This is a genomic window from Planomonospora sp. ID91781 (genome assembly GCF_015711595.1).
In the GTDB taxonomy this organism is placed as follows: domain Bacteria; phylum Actinomycetota; class Actinomycetes; order Streptosporangiales; family Streptosporangiaceae; genus Planomonospora; species Planomonospora parontospora.
The window spans coordinates 327,986-350,028 of sequence record NZ_JABTEY010000003.1 but is presented as its reverse complement, the minus strand read 5'-3'; the positions used below and the strand labels follow the sequence as shown (position 1 = coordinate 350,028).

General features: G+C 74.8%; 19 protein-coding genes. 9 read left to right on the top strand and 10 right to left on the bottom strand.

The genetic code is table 11. The features are described 5' to 3' along the window. Positions 1-57: 57 nt before the first annotated feature. The 5 genes from HS048_RS31875 to HS048_RS31855 form a co-directional block, all read right to left on the bottom strand. Positions 58-654, bottom strand: coding sequence for an ATP/GTP-binding protein (locus tag HS048_RS31875; RefSeq protein WP_068897545.1), 597 nt, complete (start codon positions 652-654; stop codon positions 58-60). Then, entirely contained in the window at positions 635-1,045 is a 411-nt protein-coding gene (locus tag HS048_RS31870) for a DUF742 domain-containing protein (protein ID WP_196469744.1), read from the bottom strand. Before HS048_RS31870 ends, HS048_RS31875 begins: the two co-directional genes overlap by 20 nt. After that, positions 1,042-1,467, bottom strand: coding sequence for a roadblock/LC7 domain-containing protein (locus tag HS048_RS31865; RefSeq protein ID WP_068897543.1), 426 nt, complete (start codon positions 1,465-1,467; stop codon positions 1,042-1,044). The genes HS048_RS31870 and HS048_RS31865 overlap by 4 nt, the downstream gene beginning before the upstream one ends. Continuing rightward, positions 1,448-3,982, bottom strand: coding sequence for a nitrate- and nitrite sensing domain-containing protein (locus HS048_RS31860; protein ID WP_196469743.1), 2,535 nt, complete (start codon positions 3,980-3,982; stop codon positions 1,448-1,450). The genes HS048_RS31865 and HS048_RS31860 overlap by 20 nt, the downstream gene beginning before the upstream one ends. Before the next feature lie 184 nt (positions 3,983-4,166). After that, the gene (locus HS048_RS31855) at positions 4,167-5,504 is read right to left on the bottom strand and encodes a GH1 family beta-glucosidase (protein ID WP_196469742.1); all 1,338 of its coding nucleotides are present in this window, start codon (positions 5,502-5,504) and stop codon (positions 4,167-4,169) included. A gap of 71 nt (positions 5,505-5,575) precedes the next feature. Here HS048_RS31855 and HS048_RS31850 point away from each other — a divergent pair, with 71 nt between their 5' ends. Beyond that, the gene (locus HS048_RS31850) at positions 5,576-6,226 is read left to right on the top strand and encodes a TetR/AcrR family transcriptional regulator (RefSeq protein ID WP_068897540.1); all 651 of its coding nucleotides are present in this window, start codon (positions 5,576-5,578) and stop codon (positions 6,224-6,226) included. A 132-nt stretch (positions 6,227-6,358) separates the two neighbouring features. Here HS048_RS31850 and HS048_RS31845 read toward each other — a convergent pair whose 3' ends face one another. Then, entirely contained in the window at positions 6,359-7,297 is a 939-nt protein-coding gene (locus HS048_RS31845; RefSeq protein WP_084008381.1) for an aldo/keto reductase, read from the bottom strand. A 146-nt stretch (positions 7,298-7,443) separates the two neighbouring features. Here HS048_RS31845 and HS048_RS31840 point away from each other — a divergent pair, with 146 nt between their 5' ends. Both HS048_RS31840 and HS048_RS31835 read left to right on the top strand, forming a co-directional pair. After that, on the top strand, positions 7,444-7,824 hold the full coding sequence (locus HS048_RS31840) for a MerR family transcriptional regulator (RefSeq protein ID WP_068897538.1): 381 nt from the start codon (positions 7,444-7,446) through the stop codon (positions 7,822-7,824). 184 nt (positions 7,825-8,008) lie between these two features. Next, the gene (locus tag HS048_RS31835) at positions 8,009-9,466 is read left to right on the top strand and encodes a penicillin-binding protein 2 (protein ID WP_084008379.1); all 1,458 of its coding nucleotides are present in this window, start codon (positions 8,009-8,011) and stop codon (positions 9,464-9,466) included. A gap of 125 nt (positions 9,467-9,591) precedes the next feature. Here the strand turns inward: HS048_RS31835 and HS048_RS31830 are convergent, their stop codons facing one another. Then, positions 9,592-11,637 (bottom strand): ABC transporter ATP-binding protein, encoded by a 2,046-nt coding sequence (locus HS048_RS31830; RefSeq protein ID WP_196469741.1) that lies wholly within the window; start codon positions 11,635-11,637, stop codon positions 9,592-9,594. Between the two features lie 179 nt (positions 11,638-11,816). Between HS048_RS31830 and HS048_RS31825 the strand changes: the two genes are divergently transcribed. After that, positions 11,817-13,001, top strand: a complete 1,185-nt coding sequence (locus HS048_RS31825; protein ID WP_307832720.1) for a transposase — start codon at positions 11,817-11,819, stop codon at positions 12,999-13,001. A 150-nt stretch (positions 13,002-13,151) separates the two neighbouring features. On the opposite strand, the gene HS048_RS31820 is transcribed toward HS048_RS31825, so the two are convergent. Next, the gene (locus tag HS048_RS31820; RefSeq protein WP_196469739.1) at positions 13,152-14,291 is read right to left on the bottom strand and encodes an ArsR family transcriptional regulator; all 1,140 of its coding nucleotides are present in this window, start codon (positions 14,289-14,291) and stop codon (positions 13,152-13,154) included. Between the two features lie 86 nt (positions 14,292-14,377). Here HS048_RS31820 and HS048_RS31815 point away from each other — a divergent pair, with 86 nt between their 5' ends. From HS048_RS31815 to HS048_RS31805, 3 genes are all read left to right on the top strand, one after another. Continuing rightward, positions 14,378-15,574: an MFS transporter gene (locus HS048_RS31815; RefSeq protein ID WP_068897535.1), complete on the top strand. Its 1,197-nt coding sequence runs from the start codon at positions 14,378-14,380 to the stop codon at positions 15,572-15,574. A gap of 140 nt (positions 15,575-15,714) precedes the next feature. Next, complete coding sequence (locus HS048_RS31810) at positions 15,715-16,236, top strand: GNAT family N-acetyltransferase (RefSeq protein WP_196469738.1); 522 nt, start codon at positions 15,715-15,717, stop codon at positions 16,234-16,236. Between the two features lie 188 nt (positions 16,237-16,424). Beyond that, positions 16,425-16,826, top strand: coding sequence for a response regulator transcription factor (locus tag HS048_RS31805; RefSeq protein WP_196469737.1), 402 nt, complete (start codon positions 16,425-16,427; stop codon positions 16,824-16,826). Positions 16,827-16,892: 66 nt separating this feature from the next. On the opposite strand, the gene HS048_RS31800 is transcribed toward HS048_RS31805, so the two are convergent. Then, a complete protein-coding gene (locus HS048_RS31800) occupies positions 16,893-17,882 on the bottom strand; it encodes a LacI family DNA-binding transcriptional regulator (RefSeq protein WP_307832719.1) in 990 nt (329 codons plus the stop codon). A gap of 171 nt (positions 17,883-18,053) precedes the next feature. Next, on the bottom strand, positions 18,054-19,400 hold the full coding sequence (gene pcaB / locus HS048_RS31795; protein ID WP_230882402.1) for a 3-carboxy-cis,cis-muconate cycloisomerase: 1,347 nt from the start codon (positions 19,398-19,400) through the stop codon (positions 18,054-18,056). 98 nt (positions 19,401-19,498) lie between these two features. Here pcaB and HS048_RS31790 point away from each other — a divergent pair, with 98 nt between their 5' ends. Together HS048_RS31790 and HS048_RS31785 are read left to right on the top strand one after the other, a co-directional pair. Further along, the gene (locus tag HS048_RS31790) at positions 19,499-20,845 is read left to right on the top strand and encodes an MFS transporter (RefSeq protein WP_230882401.1); all 1,347 of its coding nucleotides are present in this window, start codon (positions 19,499-19,501) and stop codon (positions 20,843-20,845) included. Positions 20,846-20,923: 78 nt separating this feature from the next. Further along, on the top strand, positions 20,924-22,021 hold the full coding sequence (locus HS048_RS31785) for a glycerophosphodiester phosphodiesterase (RefSeq protein ID WP_068897531.1): 1,098 nt from the start codon (positions 20,924-20,926) through the stop codon (positions 22,019-22,021). The last annotated feature ends 22 nt before the right edge of the window (positions 22,022-22,043 follow it).

The following is a 22,043-nucleotide window of genomic DNA, read 5'->3' as shown; positions in this document are numbered from 1 at the left end:
CCCCGGCCGACGGGGCAGGGCCGGCGGCGGGTGCCGCCGGCCCTGCCCGCCGGCGATTCAGCCGCCGGGGAAGGCGCCGCCGACCGAGTAGGTGACCAGGGAGGTCAGCACCTCCTTGACCGAGTCGCGTTCGCGCACGTCGCACATCAGGATCGGCGCCACCCCGTCCAGGCCCAGCGCCCGCCGTACCTTGACCGGGTCGTGGCGGCGGGCGCCGTCGAAGCAGTTGACGGCGACCACGAACGGCAGGCCCAGCTGCTCGAAGTAGTCCACGGCGGGGAAGCAGTCCTGCAGTCGGCGGGTGTCGGCGAGCACCACGGCGCCGAGGGCGCCCTGGGCCAGCTCGTCCCACATGAACCAGAACCGGTCCTGGCCGGGGGTGCCGAACAGGTAGAGCCAGAGGCCCTCGCGGATGGTGATGCGGCCGAAGTCGAGCGCGACGGTCGTGGTGGTCTTGGCCTCCACGCCCGAGACGTCGTCCACGCCGACGCCGCGCTCGCTCAGCACCTCCTCGGTGTGCAGCGGCCGGATCTCGCTGATGGTGCCGACCATGGTCGTCTTGCCGACGCCGAAGCCGCCCGCGATGAGGATCTTGATCGCCATCGCCGGATCGGTGACCGCGGCCGACGCCGGCTCAGAGCCTGCGTAGTCCATGCAGCACTTCCCTGTAGATGTTCTCGTCGATCGTCTGCGCCGCGGGCCGCGGCCGGTCGATGGTCACCAGGCCCTGGTGCCGCAGGTCCCCCAGGAGCACGCGGGTGACGTTGAGCGGCAGGCGGAGGTGCGCCGCGACGTCCGCCACCGGGGCGGGCCGGCGGCACAGCGCGAGCGCGGCGAGGTGCTCGGGGACCAGCCCGGACGGTTCGGCGGGCGCGCCGGCGGCCGTGACGACGGGCGCGCCGGCGGCCGCGGCCGCGACGACGGCGGTGGCCGCGGCCGTGGTCGTGACGATGGCCACCAGGTCGAAGGACTCGCCCGCCGGGCGGGCCCGGCCGCCGGTCAGCCCGTAGAGCCGGACCAGCGGGCCCGGGTCGTCTCCCGTCACCGCCGCGCGCCGTTCCAGGCCGGCGCCGGAGCCGCGGTCCTGGGCTGGGCGGACAGGTGGTCGCCGACGCGCTTGACCAGCAGCGCCATCTCGTAGGTGACCATGCCGAGGTCGGCGTCCTGCGCGGCGAGCACGGCGAGCCGGGCGCCCTGCCCGGCCGCGGTGACGAACAGGAAGCCGCCCTCCAGTTCGATGATGGTCTGCCGCACGCCGCCGAGGCCGAAATGCCGTCCCGCTCCCTGGGCGAGGCTGTGGCTGCCCGCGGAGATGGCGGACAGGTGCTCGGTGTCCTCCCGGGTCAGGCCCTGGGACCCGCCCATGGCCAGTCCGTCGGAGGACAGCACGATGGCGTGCCGGATCCCGGGGACGCGCCGGGTGAGGTCGTCCAGCAACCAGCTGAGCTCAGATCTGGGGTCGGCCATCGGGGTGGCCCTCCTTTCCGTTCCGCGGGCCGTTCCACGGCCCGCTGTGCCGCTCGGCCTGACTGCGGCCCTGCTGCCAGCCGCGCTGCATGGACGACATGCGGTTGAGGATCTCCTCGGGCGATCGGTTGTCGGCGGGGAGGTCGGGCTGCCGCGCCGGGTGCGACCGGCGCAGCTGGGGGGCCAGGCTGGCCTGCCGTACCCGTACGGGCAGCCCGTCGAGGTCGTCGAGGTCGTCGAGGTCGTCGGGGTCACCGGGGACCGGTTCGCGCCGCGGGGGGAGCCGCGGGGGGAGAGCGGGCCCGGTCTCCGCCACGGGATGGGACGGGAGGAGCGGGGCCTGCGGAGTCTGCGGGGGCGGCGCCTCCACCGGAGTGAAGAGCGACCGGGGTGCCGGGTCCGGTGCCGTGTCCCGTACGGCGCCGGGCGTCGCCGCCGGTGCCGTGTCCCGTATCGCGCCGGGCGCCGCGGCCGGGGTCGTCCCCGGGATCGCGTCGGGCGCCGCGGCCGGGACCGCGTCCGGTACGGCGCTCAGCGCCCGGCGGGGTCCGTCGCCGCGGACCAGGCGGTCGGTACGGGCGGGGAGCTGGCCGTACGGCCCGTCGTACGGCAGGCCGGGGGCGGCGAGGACGGAGTTGGGCAGCAGCACGATCGCCGTGGCGCCGTCGTAGGGGGAGGGCCGCAGCACGACCCTGATCCCGTGCCGGGCCGCGAGCCGGGAGACGACGAACAGGCCGAGCCGGTCGCTGTCGGCCGGGTCGAACTCCGGCGGGTCGGCGAGCCGGCCGTTGAGCGTGTCGACGCAGACCTGACCCAGGCCCAGGCCGCGGTCCTCGACCTCGATCGAGAAGCCGTTGGCCGCCGGCATGCCGCGGACGTGGATCGCGGTGCCCGGCGGGGAGAAGGCGGTGGCGTTCTCGACCAGCTCGGCGACCAGGTGGATCACGTCGGTCACCGCGCCGCCGATGAGCAGCGGCGCGTCGGGCATCGGCAGCACCGTGACGCGGGTGTAGTCCTCGACCTCCAGTACGGCGCTGCGCACCACGTCGAAGACGGGCACCGGGTCGCGCCACCGGCGGGCGGGCGCCGCGTCGGACAGCACGATCAGGTTCTCCGCGTGGCGGCGCATGCGGGTGGTCAGGTGGTCGACCCTGAACAGGTCCTCCAGCGTCTCGGGGTCCTCGGTCCGGCGCTCCATCGCGTCCAGCAGCGCGAGCTGGCGGTGGAGCAGGGCCTGGTTGCGCCGGGCCAGGTTGAGGAAGACCTGGCCGAGGCCCTTGCGGAGCACGGCCTGGCCGACCGCGGCCTCCATGGCGGTCCGCCGGACGGCCGAGAAGGCGCGCACGACGCCGTCCACCTCGGCGGTCTGCGAGGGCGCCAGCTCGGGGGCCTCGGCCGCCGGGTCGACGTCCTCGCCCTTGCGCAGCCGTTCGACCAGCCGGGGCAGCCGCTCCTCGGCCAGTTCCGCGGCCGAGGCCCGCAGCCGGGTCAGCTCGTCGACGAGGGAGCGGCCGAACCGGTAGGAGAGCACGATCGAGGCGATGACGGCGAGCAGGCCCAGGCCCAGGACCAGTCCGATCCGCCACAGCGCCGCGGACTTGAGCACGTCCCCCTTGGCCCCGGCGCGGGCCAGCTCCCGCTGCACGTTGGAGTCGAAGGCGGCGAGGACGGACTCGGAGTCCCGGTTCCACACCGCGCCGTCCACCGGCGGCGCCCCGCTCCCGGCCCAGGCGGCGATCTCGTCCTCGGCCGTCTGGAAGCGCCGGTAGGCGGTGCCGGCGGCGAGCTCCCGGTGCATCGCCCGCAGCTCGGGACCCATGTCGCGCTCGGCGTTGGCGAGCACCAGCCTGCGGCCGGTCATCGCCGCGACGAAGGCGGTGTGCTCGGCCGGGGTCATCTCGCCGCGCGCCAGGGCGACGGTGAGGACGGCGCGCTGGCGGGCGAGGTACTCGGGGGCGCCGGAGTAGGACGAGAGACCGCGGATGATGCGGTAGGACGGCACGTCGGTGAGCGTCTCGGCGGTGTTGAACTGCCGCTGGGCGAGACCGACGAGGTTGTTGTAGCCCTCGGTCACCTGGAGCGGGGAGGCCTGCCCCCCGTCGGCGGAGGAGCGCAGCGTGCCGAGCCCGTCGAGGGCCCCCAGCAGGGAGCGCATGCCGTCGGTGGCGGCGGCGTCGGCGGTGTCGCTGCCCGTCGCGTCCTGCAGGCCGATGGAGACGACCAGCTCACGCAGGCGCGTGGCCGCGCCGTCGGTGGCCCGCCGCTGCTCCTGGAGCACCGCCCGGCCCCCGGTGCGCCCGGCGGCCTCGGCGGACAGCTGCCGCTCCCGGCGCAACTCCCCGACCAGCCGCTGGACCGGGGCGCCGACCTCCTGCCACCGGCTCTGGCTCTGGGCGATGCCGGAGATCTGGGCGGCGGTGGAGTAGGCGTTGTAGCCCCACAGGGCGACCAGGGAGACCAGCGGGATCAGGAGGATTGCGAGGATCTTCGTGCGGATCGGCCGGGGGGTGCTCATTCATCGTGTCCAATTCCGCGCGGTCCTGCACGGGGCGGCCGCGGGCAGCGGTCGGCCCCCCGAGGATCGCGGCCGCGACGGGGGTGCGCTGTGATCTGCCCCACTATGCCGTTGCCATGGAATGGGCTCAAGGCGCCGATTGCGAAGATTGGATATCGATTGATCACCGTGGATGAGGACGCCGTCACCCGGGGCAGCGCCCGAAGGGCCGCTGGCGGGTGATGTGCTCCCGGAACCAGTGGTAGGAGGCCTTGGGGGTACGCCGCTGGGTGGCGAAGTCGACGTGGACCAGGCCGAACCGCTGGTGGTAGCCCTCCGCCCACTCGAAGTTGTCCAGCAGCGACCAGACGTAGTAGCCGCGGACGTCCACCCCCTCGGCCGCGGCCCGCTCCATCGCCGCGATGTGCCCGTCGAGGTAGGCGATCCGCTCCCGGTCGTCGACCGTGCCGTCCGGGCCGGGCTCGTCGGGCTGCGAGCAGCCGTTCTCGGTGATGTAGACCGGGGGCAGGGCGTCGCCGTACCTCGCCTTCAGGCCGGTCAGGAGCTCGTGCAGGCCGTCGGGGACGACGGGCCAGCCGAAGGCGGTGACGGGGTGGCCGGTGATTCCGGCGTCGGTGAACGGCAGGCCGAGCGCGGCCGCCTCGGCGTCGGGGGCGGCGATCCTGGTGGGGTTGTAGTAGTTGACGCCGAGCCCGTCGAGCGGGGCGGAGATGAGCTCCAGGTCGCCGTCGCGGACGCAGTCGAGCGCCGCGCCGTACGCGTCGAGGCCGGGGTAGGTCCCGAGCAGGACCGGGTCGTTGAACAGCCGGTTGTGCAGGACGTCGTAGGCGTCGGCGGCGGCCAGGTCGGCGGGGTCGGCCGAGGCGGGCCGGACCGGGGTGCAGTTGTTGGTGATCAGCACGCGCTCCGCGCCGCGCGCCCGGAGCGCGGCCGTGGCCAGGCCGTGTCCGAGGAGCTGGTGGTGGGCGGCGGGCAGGGCCCCGGTGAGCAGGACCTGGCCGGGGGCGTGCACGCCGGTGGCGTAACCGAAGGCCATGTGGACGAAGGGCTCGTTCAGGGTGATCCACATCGGGATCCGGTCGGCGAGCCGGTCGGCCACCAGGGCGGTGTAGTCGGCGAAGCGGTGGGCGGTGTCGCGGGAGAGCCAGCCGCCCGCGTCCTGGAGGGACTGGGGCAGGTCCCAGTGGAACAGGGTGGCGGCCGGGACGATGCCCTCCGCGAGCAGGGCGTCGGTCAGCCGGTCGTAGAAGTCGAGTCCCGCGGGGTTGGCCGGCCCGCTGCCGCCGGGCTGGACCCGGGGCCAGGCGATGGAGAAGCGGTAGGAGTCCACGCCCAGCCCGGCCAGGAGCCCGACGTCCTCGGGCCAGCGGTGGTAGTGGTCGCAGGCGGTGTCGCCGGTGTGGCCGTCGCGGACCCGGCCGGGCTCGTGGGAGAAGGTGTCCCAGACGGAAGGGCCCCGGCCGCCCGCGGAGACTGCGCCCTCGATCTGGTAGGCGGCGGTGGCGGCACCCCAGAGGAACATCCTCACCTCCCGGTTGTATGAGTACTGCTCATGTTAGCTCGCGGGAGGGGTCCATGGGGGATGATGAGGTAATGACGAACGTCTCCGGGGGAACACTGCGCCGTCGCCCCGCCCAGCGGCGGAGCGTGGAACGGGTCGAGCGCATGCTGGACGAGTGCGCCAGGCTGCTGGACGAGGTGGGTTACGACGCGCTGACCACCAAGGAGGTCGCGCGCCGCGCGGAGGTGCCGATCGGCACCTTCTACCAGTTCTTCTCCGACAAGCAGGGACTGGTGCGCGCGCTCGCCGTGCGCAACCTGGAGGCGTTCCTCGGCCGGATCACCGCCCGGCTCGCCGACGCCGGACCCTCCGACTGGACCGGCATGGTGGACCTGGCGATCGACGAGTTCGTCGCCATGAAGCGCTCCACCCCCGGCTTCGGCGTCGTGGACTTCGGCGAGGTGCTGTACGCACCGGGCGGCCCGGCGCTGCGGGGGACCGAGCGCATGCTCGACACCGCGCTGGAGAACAACGTCGTCGTGGCCGACCGCCTCCGGGGGATCACCATCGAGGTGCTCGGCGCCCCGGCGGGGGCGGAGCTGGACCGGGCGCTGGTCGTCGCGGTGGAGGCGGCGGACGCCGTGCTCAAGCTCGCCTTCAGGACCAGTCCGGAGGGCGACCCCGAGCTGATCGACGAGTGCAAGCTCATGGTCCGCCGCTACCTCGCCGCCCGCCTGCCGTAGCGTCCCGCCGGGGCGTGCGGCCTTCCGGGCTCGGCCGCGCCCGGCCCGGCTGAGCCCTCTTCCGGGTTCCGGCCAGGCGCGGCCTTCCGGACCCGGCCGGGCGCCGCTCCGGGGCCCGGCCAGGAGATCCCGTCAGGAGACGGCGTCCAGCCGGGCGCGGAGCTCGTCGTCGAGCTTGACGTCCAGCGCGCCGAGCGCCTCGTCGAGCTGCTCGACGGTGCTCGCGCCGACGATCGGGACGGCGGCGGGGGAGCCGCCGATCAGCCAGGCCAGGACCACCTGGTTCACGGTGGCGCCCAGCTCGGCCGCGACCTCGTGCAGCACGGCCAGGCGCCGGGTGGTGCCGGGGTGGTCGAAGGCCGGGTCGAAGGGGCGGTCGGTGCGGGTGTACCCGCCGCTCATCAGCGTGCTGTACGCCCACAGGGTGATGCCGGGCTCCTCGCGCAGGTAGTCGAGGGTGTCGTCGTTGACCACCGTGTGCCCGGAGGACTGGAGCGGGGCTCCGGGCCGGGGCCGGACGTAGGAGTGGCGCAGCTGCAGGTGGGAGTAGGCCGTCCAGCCGTTCTCCCGGGCGACGTTCCGGGCGCGCTCGAACCGCCAGGCGGGGATGTTGCTGGCCCCGGTCTCCCGTACCTTGCCCGCCCGGACCAGCTCGTCGAAGGCGCCGAGGGTCTCGGCCAGCGGGACCGACCGGTCCTCGATGTGCGCCCAGTAGACGTCCACGCGGTCGGTCCCCAGCCTGCGCAGGCTGCCCTCGATCGCGGTCTCGACGGCCCGCGCCGACAGGCCCTCGGCGGAGCCGAGCGTGCGGTCGCCGGGGACGGTCGGCCGGGCGCCGCACTTGGTGCTGATGACGACCCGGTCGCGGTTCTTCCGCGAGGCCAGCCAGCGGCCGATGGCCAGCTCGCTCTCGTCGCCGGTCGCCCCGTCGAACCAGAAGGGATAGTTGTTGGAGGTGTCCAGCAGCGCGCCGCCCGCCTCGGCGAAGCGGTCCATGATCGCGAAAGCCGTGCCGTCGTCGACGGCGGTGCCGAACGGGATGGTGCCCAGTGCAAGGGGGATGTGCGTCATACGGCCCAGCGTGCGAGCTGGAGCGCACTCCATGTCAAGCCGTTTCGGCGGCGGCCGGCGAACTTGATCTGGAGCCCGCTCAAGCCGTTTCGGCGGCGGCAGGGGAGCTTGACCTGGAGCCCGCTCCAGGTGCCATGCTTTCGGGCATGAGCGTGTACACCCCGGGACAGGTGGCCGAGGAGACCGGGTTCAGCCTCGACACCCTGCGTTACTACGAGCGGATCGGGCTGCTGGAGCCGATCGGCCGCAACGCCGCCGGTCAGCGTCGCTTCACCCAGGAGGACATCGGCTGGCTGGGCATGATCAGGTGCCTGCGGGACACCGGCATGCCGATCGCGGAGATGCTCCGCTTCGCAGAGCTGACCAGGCAGGGTGAGCACACGATCCGCGACCGGATCGCGCTGCTGGAGGCGCACGACCGCCGGGTGGAGGCACAGGTGGCCAACCTGCGGGAGAAGCAGACCGCGATCCGGAACAAGATCGGTTACTACCGCGGGGTCGTCGGGGCGGGCCGCGGGCTGTCGTGACGCGCGCCCGTCGCGGTACGGCGGGCGGAGCCCGGGCGCGGGCCCCTTGGGGGTACGGCGGGGCGCACCTGAGGGCGGGCCGCCAACGGTCGTGACGCGGGCCGTACGGGGCTTTTGCCGTGCGGCGGGGGGCCCTTTCCGGGTCGGCTGTTAGACCGGAAGCCGGACCTCGGGGAGGGGGCCCATGGCCGCACCGCGCGCGCGACGGATCGACATCCCGCTGAGGCACGTCGCCGTGGCGTGCGGGGCGATGCTGTTCGCGGTGCTCGGGAAGGCGACCTGGATCCAGGTGTTCGACGCCGCCGGGCTGCGGGAGGACCCGCACAACCAGCGGGCCCTGACCGCCCGGTTCGACCGCCCCCGGGGGGAGATCCGGTTGCGCGACGGCACCGTCGTCGCGGCCAGCCGCCGGGACCCCCGGGACGGAGACCGCCACCGGTACCGGCGGTTCTACCCCGAAGGGCCCGTCCACGCGCCGGTCACCGGGCACCTGTCGTTCTACGCCGCCACCGGGATCGAGCAGGCCGAGGACGCGGTGCTCGCCGGGACCGACCCCCGGGTGAGGGTCCGCGCGATCGTGGACGGGACGGCGGCGGCGGGTGCGGCGGTCGTGCTCACGATCGACGGGCGGGCGCAGCGGGCCGCCTATGCGGGACTGCGCGCCACCGGCCGGCCCGGGGCCGCCGTCGCGATCGACCCGGCCACCGGCGAGATCCTGGCCATGGCCTCCTACCCGTCCTACGACCCGAACCTCTACACCACCCCCGACGTCGCCGAACTCGACCGGACCGACCGGCGGCTGCAGGCCGACCCGGGCCGCCCGCTGCTGAACCGGGCGATCCGGCAGACCTACCCGCCCGGATCCGTCTTCAAGATCGTCACCACCGCCGCCGCGCTCGCCTCGGGCGACTACCGGCCGGGCACGCGCGTCGCCGCGCCCGCCGCGTTCCGGCTCCCCGGCGCCTCCGTCCGCCTGCGCAACTTCCGCGGTACGGCCTGCGGCGACGGTCTCCCGTCCCTGGCCTACGCGTTCAAGATCTCCTGCAACACCCCGTTCGCGATGATCGGCATCGGTCTCGGCCAGGACGCGCTGCGCGAGCGGGCCGAGGCGTTCGGGTTCAACGACGGCGGTCTCGCGGTGCCCATGCCCGTGGCCCGGAGCGTCTACCCGGCCGGGATGGACCGGGCGCAGACCGCGATGTCCGCGCTGGGCCAGTTCGACGACCGCGCCACCCCGCTCGTGCTCGCGATGCTCTCGGCGGCGGTCGCGGGCGACGGCTCGCTCATGCGCCCCCATCTGGTGCGGGAGGTACGACTCGGTGACGGAACGGTGATCGGCGAGGCGGAGCCGTCCCGCTACCGCCGCGCGCTGAGCTCCCGCGACGCCCGGCGGCTCACCGCCATGATGACCGGCGTCACCCGGCGGGGCGGCACCGGCCGCGCCGCGGCCCTCCCGGGCGTCGGGGTGGCGGCCAAGACCGGGACGGCCGAGAACGGCGGCCGGGACCACGCCGTCTTCACGGGCTTCGCCCCGGCGGACTCCCCCCGGGTGGCCGTGGGAGTCGTCGTCGAGGGAGGCGGCTCCGGCGGCCGGGTGGCCGCGCCCGTCGCGAGGGCGATCATGCGGGCGGTCCTGGGATGAGCCCGGCGGCCCGCATCGGTCCTGCTCGTGCCGGTCCGACCGATGGCCCGGATGCCGATCCGCTGATCCGCTGATCCGCCGGCCCGAGGGAGCGGGAACCGGCCAGGAGGGGCGGCGGGAGCCGGTCAGGGGGAATAGGCGCGGGCCTGCAGGCCGTACAGCTCGGCGTAGAGGCCGCCGAGCTCCATCAGCTCGGTGTGGGTGCCCTCCTCGGTGACCTTGCCGTGGTCGAGGACGTAGATCCGGTCGGCGTAGCGGACGCTGGCCAGCCGGTGGGTGATCAGCAGGACGGTACGGCCGCCGGCGTGCTCGCGGACGCGTTCGAAGAGCGCGTGCTCGGCCCGGGCGTCGAGGGCGGCGGTGGGCTCGTCGCAGATCAGCAGGGGAGCGTCCCGGTGGAAGCCCCGGGCGACCGCGATCCGCTGCCACTGCCCGCCCGACAACTCCTGACCGTCCTTGAAGCGCCGGTCCAGCAGCGTGTCGTAGCCGTGCGGCAGGTCCGCCACGACCTGGTCGGCCCCGGCCACCTCGGCCGCCGCGACCAGCGCGGGCTCCCCCTTGTCCGTGCCCATGGTGATGTTCTGGCGGGCGGTCAGCGGCCAGCGGGTGTGGTCCTGGGCGATGACCGCGATGTGCCGCCGGAGCCGGTCGGGGTCCACCTCGGACAGGTCGGTGCCGTCCCAGCGGACGCGTCCGCCGTCGGGCTCGTAGAGACCGGACAGGATCTTCGCCAGGGTGGTCTTGCCGGAGCCGTTCTCGCCCACGAGCGCGACCACCTCGCCCCGGTCGAGATGGACCGAGACCCCCTGCAGGGCGGGGGAGTCCGAGCCCGGGTAGGTGAAGACGACGTCCTCGGCGGTGATGCGCTCGAACCCCTCCGGGACCGGGCCGGAGCGCCCGGAGGTCAGCCGGGCCTCGGCGTCGGCGCAGAACTCGAGGAAGTCGGTGAAGTAGAGACCCTCCTCGTACAGCCGGTTGGTGGCGTACATCAGGTTCGCGAGGTAGGTCTGCCCGGAACGGATCGCCAGCACGGCGGTGCCCGCCACGGCCAGCGGGACCGCTCCGGCGGCCAGCAGCAGGCCGAGGGCGACGTAGACCAGGGCGGTGCCCACGCCGCTCAGCCCCTCGCCGAGCACCCGCGTGAACGTCTGCCGCCGTGCCAGGTCCAGCAGGACGGCCTGCTCCGCGCGGGAGACCGCGTCGTACATCCGCATCAGGAAGCCGCGCATGGTGAACGAGCGCACCTCGGCGGCCGGCTCGCGGTCCGCCAGGAGTTGGGCGGTGATCCACTTGCGCCGGGCGGCGGGGATCAGCCGGTACATGGTGGTGTAGCGCATGCGGGCCGCCCGGACGGCCGCCCAGGCGTCCGGCAGCACCGCGAGCACCAGCAGCGGCAGCAGCACGGGGTGCAGGACGCCGAGCACGCCCGCGGCCGCGACGATGCCGATCGCCGCGGTCAGCACGTCGATGGCCGTGCCGACCACCACGTCGGCCATGGACACGCCCCGCGCCCTGGCGCGCTGCAGCGCGTCGTGGAAGTCGGGGTCGTCGAAGGCGGCCAGGCCGACCCGGCTGGTCAGCCCGTAGAGACGCTCCTCGGCGATCCGGCTGACCTGCGGGTCCAGCCGGGACTGTGCCCAGCCCGCGCCCGCCTGGGTGAGCGTGCGCAACGTGGCGGCCACGCCCACCAGGACCAGGCTGGGCAGGGCCGCCCTGACCCGCTCAGGGGTGGGACCGGCCTCGAACAGGGCGGTCAGCACCCCGGTCGTGGCGAGCAGGCCGAACGCGGTGAAGACGCCGCTCAGCAGGCTCAGCGAGATCGTGGTGGCGGTGTCGCGGGGACTGGCCAGCCAGGCCAGCCGTACGGCCTGGGCCACCAGGGCGGGCAGCCGCCGGGCGACGGTCAGGAACCCGACGCCGACCAGCTTGTCCGCGTGCGCGTACCAGTCGGTGAGGTTGATCTCGCCGAGCTCCGGGACATCGGGCCCGCCGGTGCCGGTGCCGGTGCCGGTGTCGGGAGCGCGGGAGTCGGTGCCGGGAACGTGAGGGCCGGGGGCGGGGGGCTCCGCGGTGTTCGGTCCGGGGGCGCGGGGTTCCGCGCTGCGGGACTCCGGGCCGCCGGGTTCCCCGTTGCGGGGTTCTGGGACAGGGTCCGGAGAGGTGTCCGCCATCAGATCCTCCCGAGGGGAGCGTCGCCTTCAGGCGAGGGGGGAATCGGGAGCGGGAGGGCCGCCGAGGCCCGAGCGTGCCCTGACCTGTCAGGTCCGCGCATCATGGATGTCCTTCCCGGTTTTGCCGGCGCTCGCCGATGTCGTGGTGTTACCGTTACCGAACGTGAGGGGAGGTGGGTGTGCGCAGGTCGTACACGTTCCTGCTGCGCCCCACCACCCGACAGGCGGCGGCGCTCGCGGCGTGCCTGGAGGACCACCGGCAGCTCTACAACGCCGCCCTGGAACACCGCCGCACCGCCTACGCCAAAGCGGGCGTGAGCATCCGCTACGGCGACCAGTCGGCCGATCTCAAACACATCCGCGCCGACGACCCCGGCGGGCAGGGCCGCTGGTCGTTCTCCTGCCAGCAGGCCACCCTGCGCCGCCTGGACAAGGCGTTCGCCGCGTTCTTCGACCGGGTCAAGGCCGGGCGCACGCCGGGTTTTCCCCGGTTCAAGGGGCGGGGCCGGTTCGGCACCGTCACCTGGCCCAAGGACGGCGACGGCTGCCGGTGGGACTCCCAACCGCAGCACCCGACCGCCGCGTTCGTGCGGCTGCAGGGCATCGGGCACGTGCGGGTCCACCGGCACCGGCCCGTGAAGGGCCGGGTCAAGACGATCAGCGTGAAGCGGGAAGGCAACCGCTGGTACGTGATCCTGTCGTGTGACGACGTGCCCGCCCAGCCCCTGCCCGCCACGGGCGCCGCCGCCGGGATCGACCTGGGCGTCGCCTCCCTGGTCACCACGAGCGACGATGAGCACCTGGCGAACCCGCGCCACCTCGCCGCCACCGCCGACCGCCTCGCGGACGCCCAGCGCGACCTCGCCCGCAAGAAGCGGGGCTCCAAGCGTCGGCGCAAAGCGGTCGCCCGGGTCGCGGCGCTGCACGCCATGGTGCGGCGGCAGCGCCTCGACCACGCCCACAAGGCCGCGCTCGCTCTGGTGGCCGCCTACGACGTGATCGTGCACGAGGACCTGAGGATCGCGAACATGACCCGCTCGGCGTCCGGCACGATCGAGCGGCCCGGCCGGAACGTCACCGCCAAGTCCGGGCTGAACCGTTCGATCCTGGATGCGGGTTGGGGGGTGTTCCTGACGGTCCTCGCGTACAAGGCTGAAAGCGCCGGTCGCGAGCTGATCGCGGTCGAGCCCCGCAACACCTCCCGCACGTGCTTGCGCTGCGGGCACTGCGTGAAGGAGAACCGCCTCACCCAGGCCGCGTTCCGGTGTACGGCGTGTGGGCATGAAGCGCACGCCGACGTGAACGCGGCGGTCAACATCCTCAGGGCAGGGCTTGCCCTTCGTGAGGCTGCGGAAGCGGCTTAGCGAGAAGCCGCTCCCTTCAGGGAGCGGAGGAGTCACGCTGGCAGTCTGAATCGCCTCACCGGAGGTCGCCATGGCCCGGGGCTGTCCAGCATGGGACACCTGCGCCGATGTGCTCTGACGCTGCGGATCCGCGGGGGCGGAGTACGATCGTCACCGGCCTCCATCCGCCGACGGCGGGCCGGTCTCCGGCGGACCGGCCAGTGCGTCGCCGAGCGCGGTCCGGTGGTAGAGCACGCTGCGGCCGGTGCGGGCCCGGGCGACCAGGCCTGCCCCGCGCAACGCCGCCAGGTGACCGCCGACGGTGCCCAGACCCAGGCCGAGCAGGGTGGCGAGCCGGCTGGTGGTCGCCGGTACGGCCAGCTCCAGCAGGATGCGGGTCCTGGTCCGGCCGATCAGCCCGGCCAGACCGGCCGCGCCGCCACCGGGTTCGGGCGGGACGCCGGTGCCGCGCGCCGGGTAGGAGAGCGCGTACGGCCAGTCGTGCTCGAAGTAGGAGCCGATCCCGAGGGGGAAGACCGACGGCAGGAAGAGCACGCCCCGGCCGTCCAGCCGGAACGTCTCGTCGGAGCCAGGACCGGAGCCAGGACCGGAGCCGGAGCCGGTGCCGGTGCCAAGACCGGAGTCGGAGCCAAGACCGGTGCCGGGGCCGCGGCCGGTGCCGGGGCCGCGGCCGGGGCCGGTGCTGGTGCCGGGGCCGGAGTGGACCTCGATGACGCCGTCCGGCAGCCAGCGCGCCTTCGGTGCCAGGTCGTCGAGGGCCGCCGCCCAGCCGTACGTCGCCAGGCGGCCCGCCCGCTGGACCACGTCCCGCTCCAGGATCGCATGGAAGCGCGGCCAGGCGGGGGCGACGATCTCCTCCCAGGCCCGCTGGAGCGCGTCGGCGAACAGCGCCACCACGTCCGGGGAGAACAGCACCCGGGCGATCTCCTCCGGCGGGCGCGCCATGCCCTCCAGGTTGCGGGCGATCTCCTCGTGCGCCTGGGCGACGGGCGTGGCGCGCACGACCGCGAGCTCCTCCTCGATCGGCGTGTTCACGCCGGCCGGCGGGGGCGCGGGGAAGTCGGCGTTGTAGGCGTGGTCGCGGAAGAGCACGGTCATCGGCCCCAGCCCCGGCTCGGTGGCCAGCAGCCGGCCGTACGGCTCCCGCATCCGGTCGGTCCAGGCCCGCCACGGCCCGGCCTCCTTCTTCCCGGACAGGACCCAGAGCGCCTGCTTGGTCGTGATGAGCGGGGAGATCGCGAACCGGCTCGCCACCAGATCCGCGGAGCTGACCTCGATCCGGTAGACCACGGGCGCCTCCTGCCGTCCCCGCGACCGGCCTTTCGGGGATATCCGAAAGATTAGTCTTCCTGCGGCCCTCCTCCGAGCATCGGTGCATGACGACCACACGGGAACGCGGCGCGACCTACGGCGACGTCTTCGCCGCGGACGGATTCCGGGTGCTGTTCGGGAGCTTCGCGCTCCTGGTCGCCGGGGACCAGGTCAAGATGCTGGCCCTGGCGGCGCTGGTGCACGCGCGGACCGGCTCCGCGGGCCTGTCGGCGGCGGCGTACATGCTCGGTTTCCTGCCCTACGTCGTGGGCGGCACCTTCCTGATCTCGCTTGCCGACCGGGTCCGGCCGCGCCCGCTGATGGTCGCCGGGGAACTGGTCAGGGTCGCGACCTGCCTGCTGCTGGCTCTCGCCGGGATGCCCGTCTGGGCGATGCTCGCGCTGGTGCTGGCCACCGGCGTGCTCTCCCCGGTCTTCGGGGCGGCCCGCACCGCGCTCCTGCCCGACCTGCTGGCGGGGGACGCGTTCGTGCTCGCCAGATCGGTGCTGGGCGTGACGGCGGCCGGGGCCCAGGTCGGCGGGCTGGCCCTGGGCGGCGGCCTGCTCGCCGCCACCGGATCGGAGGGGGCCCTGCTGGTCACCGCGGGGCTCTCCGCTCTCGCCGCGGTCGTCCTGCGGGCCGGGCTGCCGGACCTGCCCGGCCGGGGCAGGGGCGAGGGCGGCGCCGTACGGGAGACGCTGCGGGTCAACCGGGCCCTGCTGACCGACGCGCGGGTGCGCGGGCTGCTGCTGGCGCAGTGGCTCCCGGTCTCCTTCGTGACGGGAGCCGAGGCCGTGCTCGTCCCCTACCTGGGCGGCACGGCCGGGATCGCGCTCACCGCCGCGTCCGCGGGCCTGGCGCTCGGCAGCTTCGCCGTCGGCCGGTTCGTCTCCCCGGAGGGGCGGGAGCGGCTGGCCCTGCCCCTCGCGGTGGCGGGGGGCGTGCCCCTGCTCGGGTTCGCGTTCCAGCCGGGACTCGCCGGGACCGCGCTGCTCGTCCTGCTCGCCACGGCGGCCGCCGGCTCCTACGCGCTCGGGCTGCAGCGGCGGTTCGTGGACGTGACCCCGGAAGCGGTCCGGGGCCAGGCCTTCGGCCTGCTCGGCACGGGCGCGATGACCGGCCAGGCGGTGGGCGCCGCGCTGGCGGGGGCCGCCGCCGAGTGGACGGCCCCCCACCTGGCCGTCACCCTCGCCGGGACCGCGACGATCACCTGCTCGCTGGCCCTGCGCAGGTCCCTGCACCCGGACGGCCCCGGACGCTGACCGGTACGGGGGCGCCGGCCGGTACGGGGGGTGCCGGCCGGTACGGGCTGGATCTTCGTCTCATATCCTACGGAGGACCGCCTGCGCGTTCCCGCGTCCTTCCGGACCCTTTCGCGCACCGCACCCGACAGAAGGCCGGCATGCCGTACACGATCACCCGCCTGTCGGTCGAGGACTTCCGCGACAGCGTGCAGGAACTCGCCGGGCTCCTCTGCGACACCGTCTCCGGCGGCGCCTCCCTGGGCTTCCTCGCCCCCCTCGGCCGGGACGCGGCGGAGGCCTGGTGGCGGGCCAGGGAGGCCGCCGTGGCCGACGGCGGCCTCGCCGTCTGGGTCTCCCGCGGGCCCGGAGGCGTCGACGGCACGGTCAGCCTCGCCTTCGAGGCCAAGGCCAACGGCAGGCACCGGGCCGAGGTCGTCAAACTGATGGTCCACCCCCGCGCCCGGGGCCGCGGGCTGGGGCGCGGGCTGCTCGCCGCCGCCGAGCGGGCCGCCGCCGAGGCGGGAGCCACCCTCCTGCTCCTGGACACCGAGACCGGCAGCGACGCGGACCGCCTGTACGGCGCCGCCGGCTGGACCCGCTACGGCATCGTCCCCGACTACGCCGCCGACCCGGCCGGCTCCCTGCGGGACTGCAGCTTCTACTACAAGCGGCTCGGCTGATCCGGGGCCGGTGCCCCGGATCAGCCGGGCCGGGGTTCTGCGCGGGCCTTGGCAAGTTTTTGCCTCCGGGGACGGAACGTCCGCGGGGGCTGGGTAGGACCGTTGGACGACGGGGTCCGCGGGAGGGGCGGGCCCGGCCGGTGACGCGGGAACGGGGCGGACCCCGAGAGTCTTCGAACGGTGGGGTGATGGCCGGGGTTCTGGTCGTGGACGACGATCCGGACGTGCAGTTCGTGGTGGGTCTCGTGCTCAAGCGGTTCGGACACGACGTCGTGATGGCCGCCAGCGGACAGGCCGCGCTGGAGATCGCCGCCCGGGAGATGCCCGACGCCGTGATCCTGGACTGGGTGATGCCCGGGATGACCGGTCCCGAGGTGTGCCGCAGGCTGCGGGCGATGCCCGGCGGCGACCGGGTGGCGGTGATGATGCTGACGGTCCGGGTGGGGGAGGAGGACGTGGAGGCCGCCTTCCGGGCCGGTGTCGACGACTACATGATGAAGCCGTTCAGCCACGAGGAGTTCATGGCGCGGGTCGAGTCGATGCTCGCCCGCGTGGCGCAGCCCGGCTCCGGCCCGGACCGGCGGTCCTGATCGGGACGCGGCGCGGCCTTCCCGCGAGCGGGGGCTCCCTCCCCGTGGCGGGCTCCGACCCCGGGGTCAGGGCCGCAGCTCACCCGACCCGCGGGGGACGAGCCGGGTCGCCAGTTCGATCCGCCGGGCGGGACCGGTCTCGCCGGACAGGCGGCGGAAGAGCAGCTCGGCGGCCGTCCGGCCGAGACCGGCGGGGTCCTGGGCGACCACGCTCACCCCCGGCGTCAGCAGGTCGGCCAGCTCGAAGTCGTCGAAGCCGACCAGGGGCGGGCGGTGGCCGGAGCGCAGCAGCGCCACGGTGATCCGGCCGTTGCCGACGAACACGGCCGTGGGCGGGTCCGGCTCGGCGAGCATCCGGTCCAGCGCGGCCCCGGCCCGCTCCGGCGGACCCGTCGCGATCAGCGTCCCGTCGGCGGGCAGACCCGCGTCGGAGAGCGCCCGGCGGTAGCCGCGCAGGCGTTCGGCGGCGGTGAAGATGGCGGTGCGGTCGCCGAGGAAGGCGATCCGGCGGTGGCCGTGGCGGATCAGGTGGGTCACCCCGGCGTGCGCGCCGCCGGCGTTGTCGGAGAGCACGGTGTCCGCGTCCAGCCCTCCGGGACGGTCGGCGAAGACGGCGGCGACGCCCGCGTCGAGCTCGGGCAGCAGGTAGTCGTGGTCGGTCCCGGCGGGCACGATGACCAGCCCGTCCACCCGCCGTGCGCAGAAGGCGAGCACGAGCTCCCGCTCGCGCCGCGGATCCTCCCCGGAGGAGCCGCTGAACACCAGCGAGCCGTGGCGGAGCGCGACGTCCTCGACCGCCCGGCCGATCTCCGAGTAGAACGGGTCGGCGACGTCCTCGATCACCAGCCCGATGGTCGCGGTCCGGCCGCGGCGGAGCACCCGGGCGCTCTCGTTGCGCCGGTAGCCGAGCCGTTCGATGGCCGCGGCGACCCTCTCGGCGGTGGCGGGGCTGACCCCGGGCTCCGCGTTGACGAACCGGGAGACCGTCTTGAGCGCCACCCCGGCCGCCGCCGCGACGTCCTTCATCGTGGGCCGGCCCCGGATGCCCTCTGTCACGTTCCGATCATGGACCAGGCCGCGCTCGCGGACAACATCGTCACCGAGTTCCGGTCCCGGGACCCCACCTGCCGCCGTCCCGGCCGGACTCCGGGCCCGCCGCGGTCCGTTCCACGCGCTCCCGGCCCGGTACGGCGCGGCGGGCGGCGTCCCCTGCGCTCCACCCGTCCGTCACGTGTCCTCCCTGCTGTGCTCCAGCGCGCGGTCGACGAAGGCGCCGGCCGAGCCCAGGGCGCGCGCCGGGTCGAGGGCGGTGTCGAGGTCCTCCGGCGACAGGTCCGTCCCGGGCCCGGCGAGCAGCGCCTCCCGTAGGGACAGGCCCTCCTCGACGGCGCGTGCGCAGGCGGCGTCCACCGCCGAGCGGGCCTGCAGCGTGCCGCCGAGCCGGACGACGACGTTCTCGGCCATCGGCAGGCCCCGGGTCAGGTCGAGGTTGGCGCGCATCCGGGCGGCGTCCACGGTCAGGCCCTCCAGGAGTTCGCCGAGCCAGGAGGCGGCGCTCCCGGTCAGCCGGAGCAGCTCGCCCGCGGTCTCCCACTCGGCCTGCCAGGGCCCGGCGGCGCGCTCGTGTTCGGCGAGCATGCCGGCCAGCACCGAGGCCACGAGCCCGGGGACCCGCTGGACGCAGGCGAGCACGGAGACCGCGCCCACCGGGTTGCGCTTGTGCGGCATCGCGCTGGAACCGCCCCGGCCCGGGGCCGAGGGCTCGGCGGCCTCGGCCACCTCGGTCTGGGCCAGCAGCTTCACATCGGTCGCGATCTTGCCCAGGACGCCGGCGGTGACGCCCAGCGCGCAGGCCAGTTCGGCGACCGGGGTCCGGTCGGTGTGCCAGGGCAGGATCGGGGCGGCCAGCTCCAGCTCGGCCGCGAGCCGGGGCGGCACCTCGTGGCCGCGCCCCCCGAGGACGGAGAGCGTGCCCGCGGCGCCGCCGTACTGGACGGGCAGGCGCAGCGCGGCCAGCCGGGCGTGCGAGCGGTGCAGCGCGGTGAGCCACCCGGCGGCCTTCAGCCCGAAGGTGATCGGCACGGCCTGCTGCAGGACCGTGCGCCCGGCCATGACGGTGTCGCGGTGCTCCCCGGCGAGGCGGGCGCAGGCGTCGGCGGCGGTGCGCAGGTCGCCCAGGATCTGCGCGAGGGCGCGCCGGGCCACCAGCATCGCGGCGGTGTCGTTGACGTCCTGGCTGGTGGCGCCGTGGTGCACGTACCGGCGCAGGTCCCCGCGGACCTGTTCGCGCAGCGCGGCGACCAGCGGGACCACCGGGTTGGCGCTGTCCGCGGCCCTGCGCCCGATCTCGGCCAGGTCGAACAGCTCCGGGTCGCAGGCGGCCCCGACCGCCTCGGCGGCCTCGCGCGGGACGAGGCCGAGCCCGGCCTGGGCGCGGGCCAGCGCCGCCTCCACGTCCAGCATCGCGGCCAGCCAGGCCGCGTCCGTCACCTCGGCGGCGGCCCCGCCCCGCGCGAACATCCCGGAAAACAGCCCGTCCGTTCCCGGTGACCCCGCCGATCCTGCCGACATCATGACGCCCACCTCCCGCTTGCGTACCTCCAGCGTGTCACGTGACCCGCCGGTCACCGCCGGGGACGTGCGCGGCCGGGGGCGTGTGCGAAAGTAGGGCGATGTCCGAGCGCCGGGTCCGCCTGTCATGGTTCCTGCTGGTCGCCGGGTTCGTACTCGCCTCGTTCAACCTCCGGCCCGCCCTGGCCGGGATCTCGCCGGTGCTCGACGAGATCATGGAGGATCTCGGGCTGAGCCCGGCCGGAGGCGGCGCGATCACCACGGTGATGGTGGTCTGCCTGGGGGTGCTCGCCCCGCTCGCCCCCCTGCTGGCCCGCCGGTTCGGCCTGGACCGCACACTGCTGGCCGGGCTGCTGGTGCTGGCCGCAGGCCTGCTGCTGCGCAGCGCCGGGAGCGTCCCCGCGCTGTACGCGGGCGCGGCCGTGGCCGGCACCGCCATCGCGGTCATGAACGTGGTGATGCCCGCCATCGTCAAGCAGCACTTCCCCGCGCGGGTCGGCCCGTTCACCGGCGTCTACGTCTCCGGCCTGGTCCTCGGCGCCGCCGCGGCCTCCGGGCTGACGGTCCCGCTCGAACACGCCACCGGGTACGGCTGGCGCGGGGCCACCGCGCTGGCCGCGCTCCCCGCCGTGGCGGCGGCCGTACTCTGGCTGCCCCAGGCGCTGCGCCGCCCGGCGGGCGGACCGGCGGCGCCCAGGCCGTTCCGTGCGCTGCTGCGCGCCCCCGTGACCTGGGCCGTCACGGCGTTCATGGGGCTGCAGTCGCTGACCTTCTACATCACGCTCGCCTGGCTGCCGACGGTCTTCCAGGAGGCGGGGCTCCCCGCCGACCAGGCCGGCTACCTGCTGAGCCTGTCCAACCTCGTCCAGGTGGCGGTGACGCTCGCGGTGCCCGTGCACGCCGGGAGGGCGCGCTCGCAGGTGCCGCACGTCACGGCGGCGACCCTGCTCACCGCCGCCGGGTACGCCGGGGTGCTGGCGGCCCCCGCCACCGTCCCCTGGCTCTGGATGCTCGTGCTCGGCATCGGTCAGGGCGCCGCGATCGCGCTGGCCCTGCTGATCATCACCCTGCGGGCCCCGGACCCGGCGGCGGTGACCGCGCTGTCGGCCGTCGCCCAGTCGGCCGGGTACGTCCTGGCGGCGCTCGGCCCGTTCCTGATCGGCCTGCTCCGGGAGGTCTCCGGCGGCTGGACGGTGCCGCTGCTGGCCGGGCTCGGCGCGTGCGGGCTCCAGCTCGCCGCCGGACTCCTCGCCGGACGCCCGGCACCGGCGGCGGGACGGCCGGGACGGGAGGCCCGCGGGACCGGGGACCCCGGGCCGGATCCCGCGTCGGATGCCGGGCCCGCGTCGGATGCCGGGCCCACGTCGGACGCCGGGCCCACGTCGGACGCCGGGCCCGGGGCGGAGCCGGGAGCCGGGCCGCGTTCCGCTCCGGGCCGCGGTGAGTGACGTTCCCGACACCGGGCCGTGGCGCGGCGGTCGTGTCCCGGGCACCCGCCGGTCACCCTGGGTCCCTACGGTCCTCCCATGATCCGTAGGCTCCTCGCGGTGGCGCTGACCGTTCTCGCGACCGGTACCGTCACCGTTGTGCTGCACCGACCCGAACCCGCCGCCGCCGAGCGCCGCGGCGGCGAGCCCATCGTCATCGGCCACCGGGGCGCGAGCGCCCACCGTCCCGAGCACACCCTGCTCTCCTACGAGGCCGCGATCGCGCTGGGCGCCGACTACATCGAGCCCGACCTGGTCTCCACGAAGGACGGCGTCCTCGTGGCCCGCCACGAGAACGAGATCTCCGGCACCACGGACGTGGCCGACCACCCGGAGTTCGCGGCGCGCCGTACCACGAAGACCATCGACGGGCGGCCGGTCACCGGCTGGTTCACCGAGGACTTCACGCTCGCCGAGCTGAGGACCCTCCGGGCGGTGGAGCGCGTGCCCGACCTGCGGCCGGGCAACACCGTCTTCGACGGGCTGGCGGAGATCCCGACCTTCGAGGAGGTCCTGCTGCTGGCCGGTGAGCACGGGGTCGGCGTCTACCCCGAGACCAAGCACCCCACCTACTTCGACTCCATCGGCCTCTCCCTGGAGGAGCCGCTGCTGGAGACCCTCCGCAGGCACGGCTGGGACGGGCGGCGCTCCCCCGTCTTCATCCAGTCCTTCGAGACGGCCAACCTGCGCGAGCTGCGGAGGAAGACCCGGCTCCCGCTGATCCAGCTGATCAGCGCGAGCGGCGCGCCGTACGACTGGACCGCGGCGGGGGACCCGCGCACCTACGACGCGATGGTGACCCCCGAGGGCCTGCGCGAGGTCGCGCGGTACGCCGACGGCATCGGCGTGGACACCCGGCGGATCGTCCCCACCGGCCCCGACGGCCGCCTGCTCGCGCCCACCACGCTGATCGGCGACGCCCACCGGGCCCGGCTGAAGGTCCACACCTGGACCGTGCGGAACGAGAACTCCCAGCTCCCGGTGGACTTCCGGCTCGGCGACCCGGCCAATCCGGCCTTCCCGCGCGCCACCGGCGATGTGATGGGCTGGCTGGAGAAGCTCTACCGGCTCGGTCTGGACGGCGTCTTCGCCGACGACCCGGGCATCGCCCGCGCCGTCCGGGAGCGGGTCCTCTGACGCGTCCGGCCCGGGAGCCTCC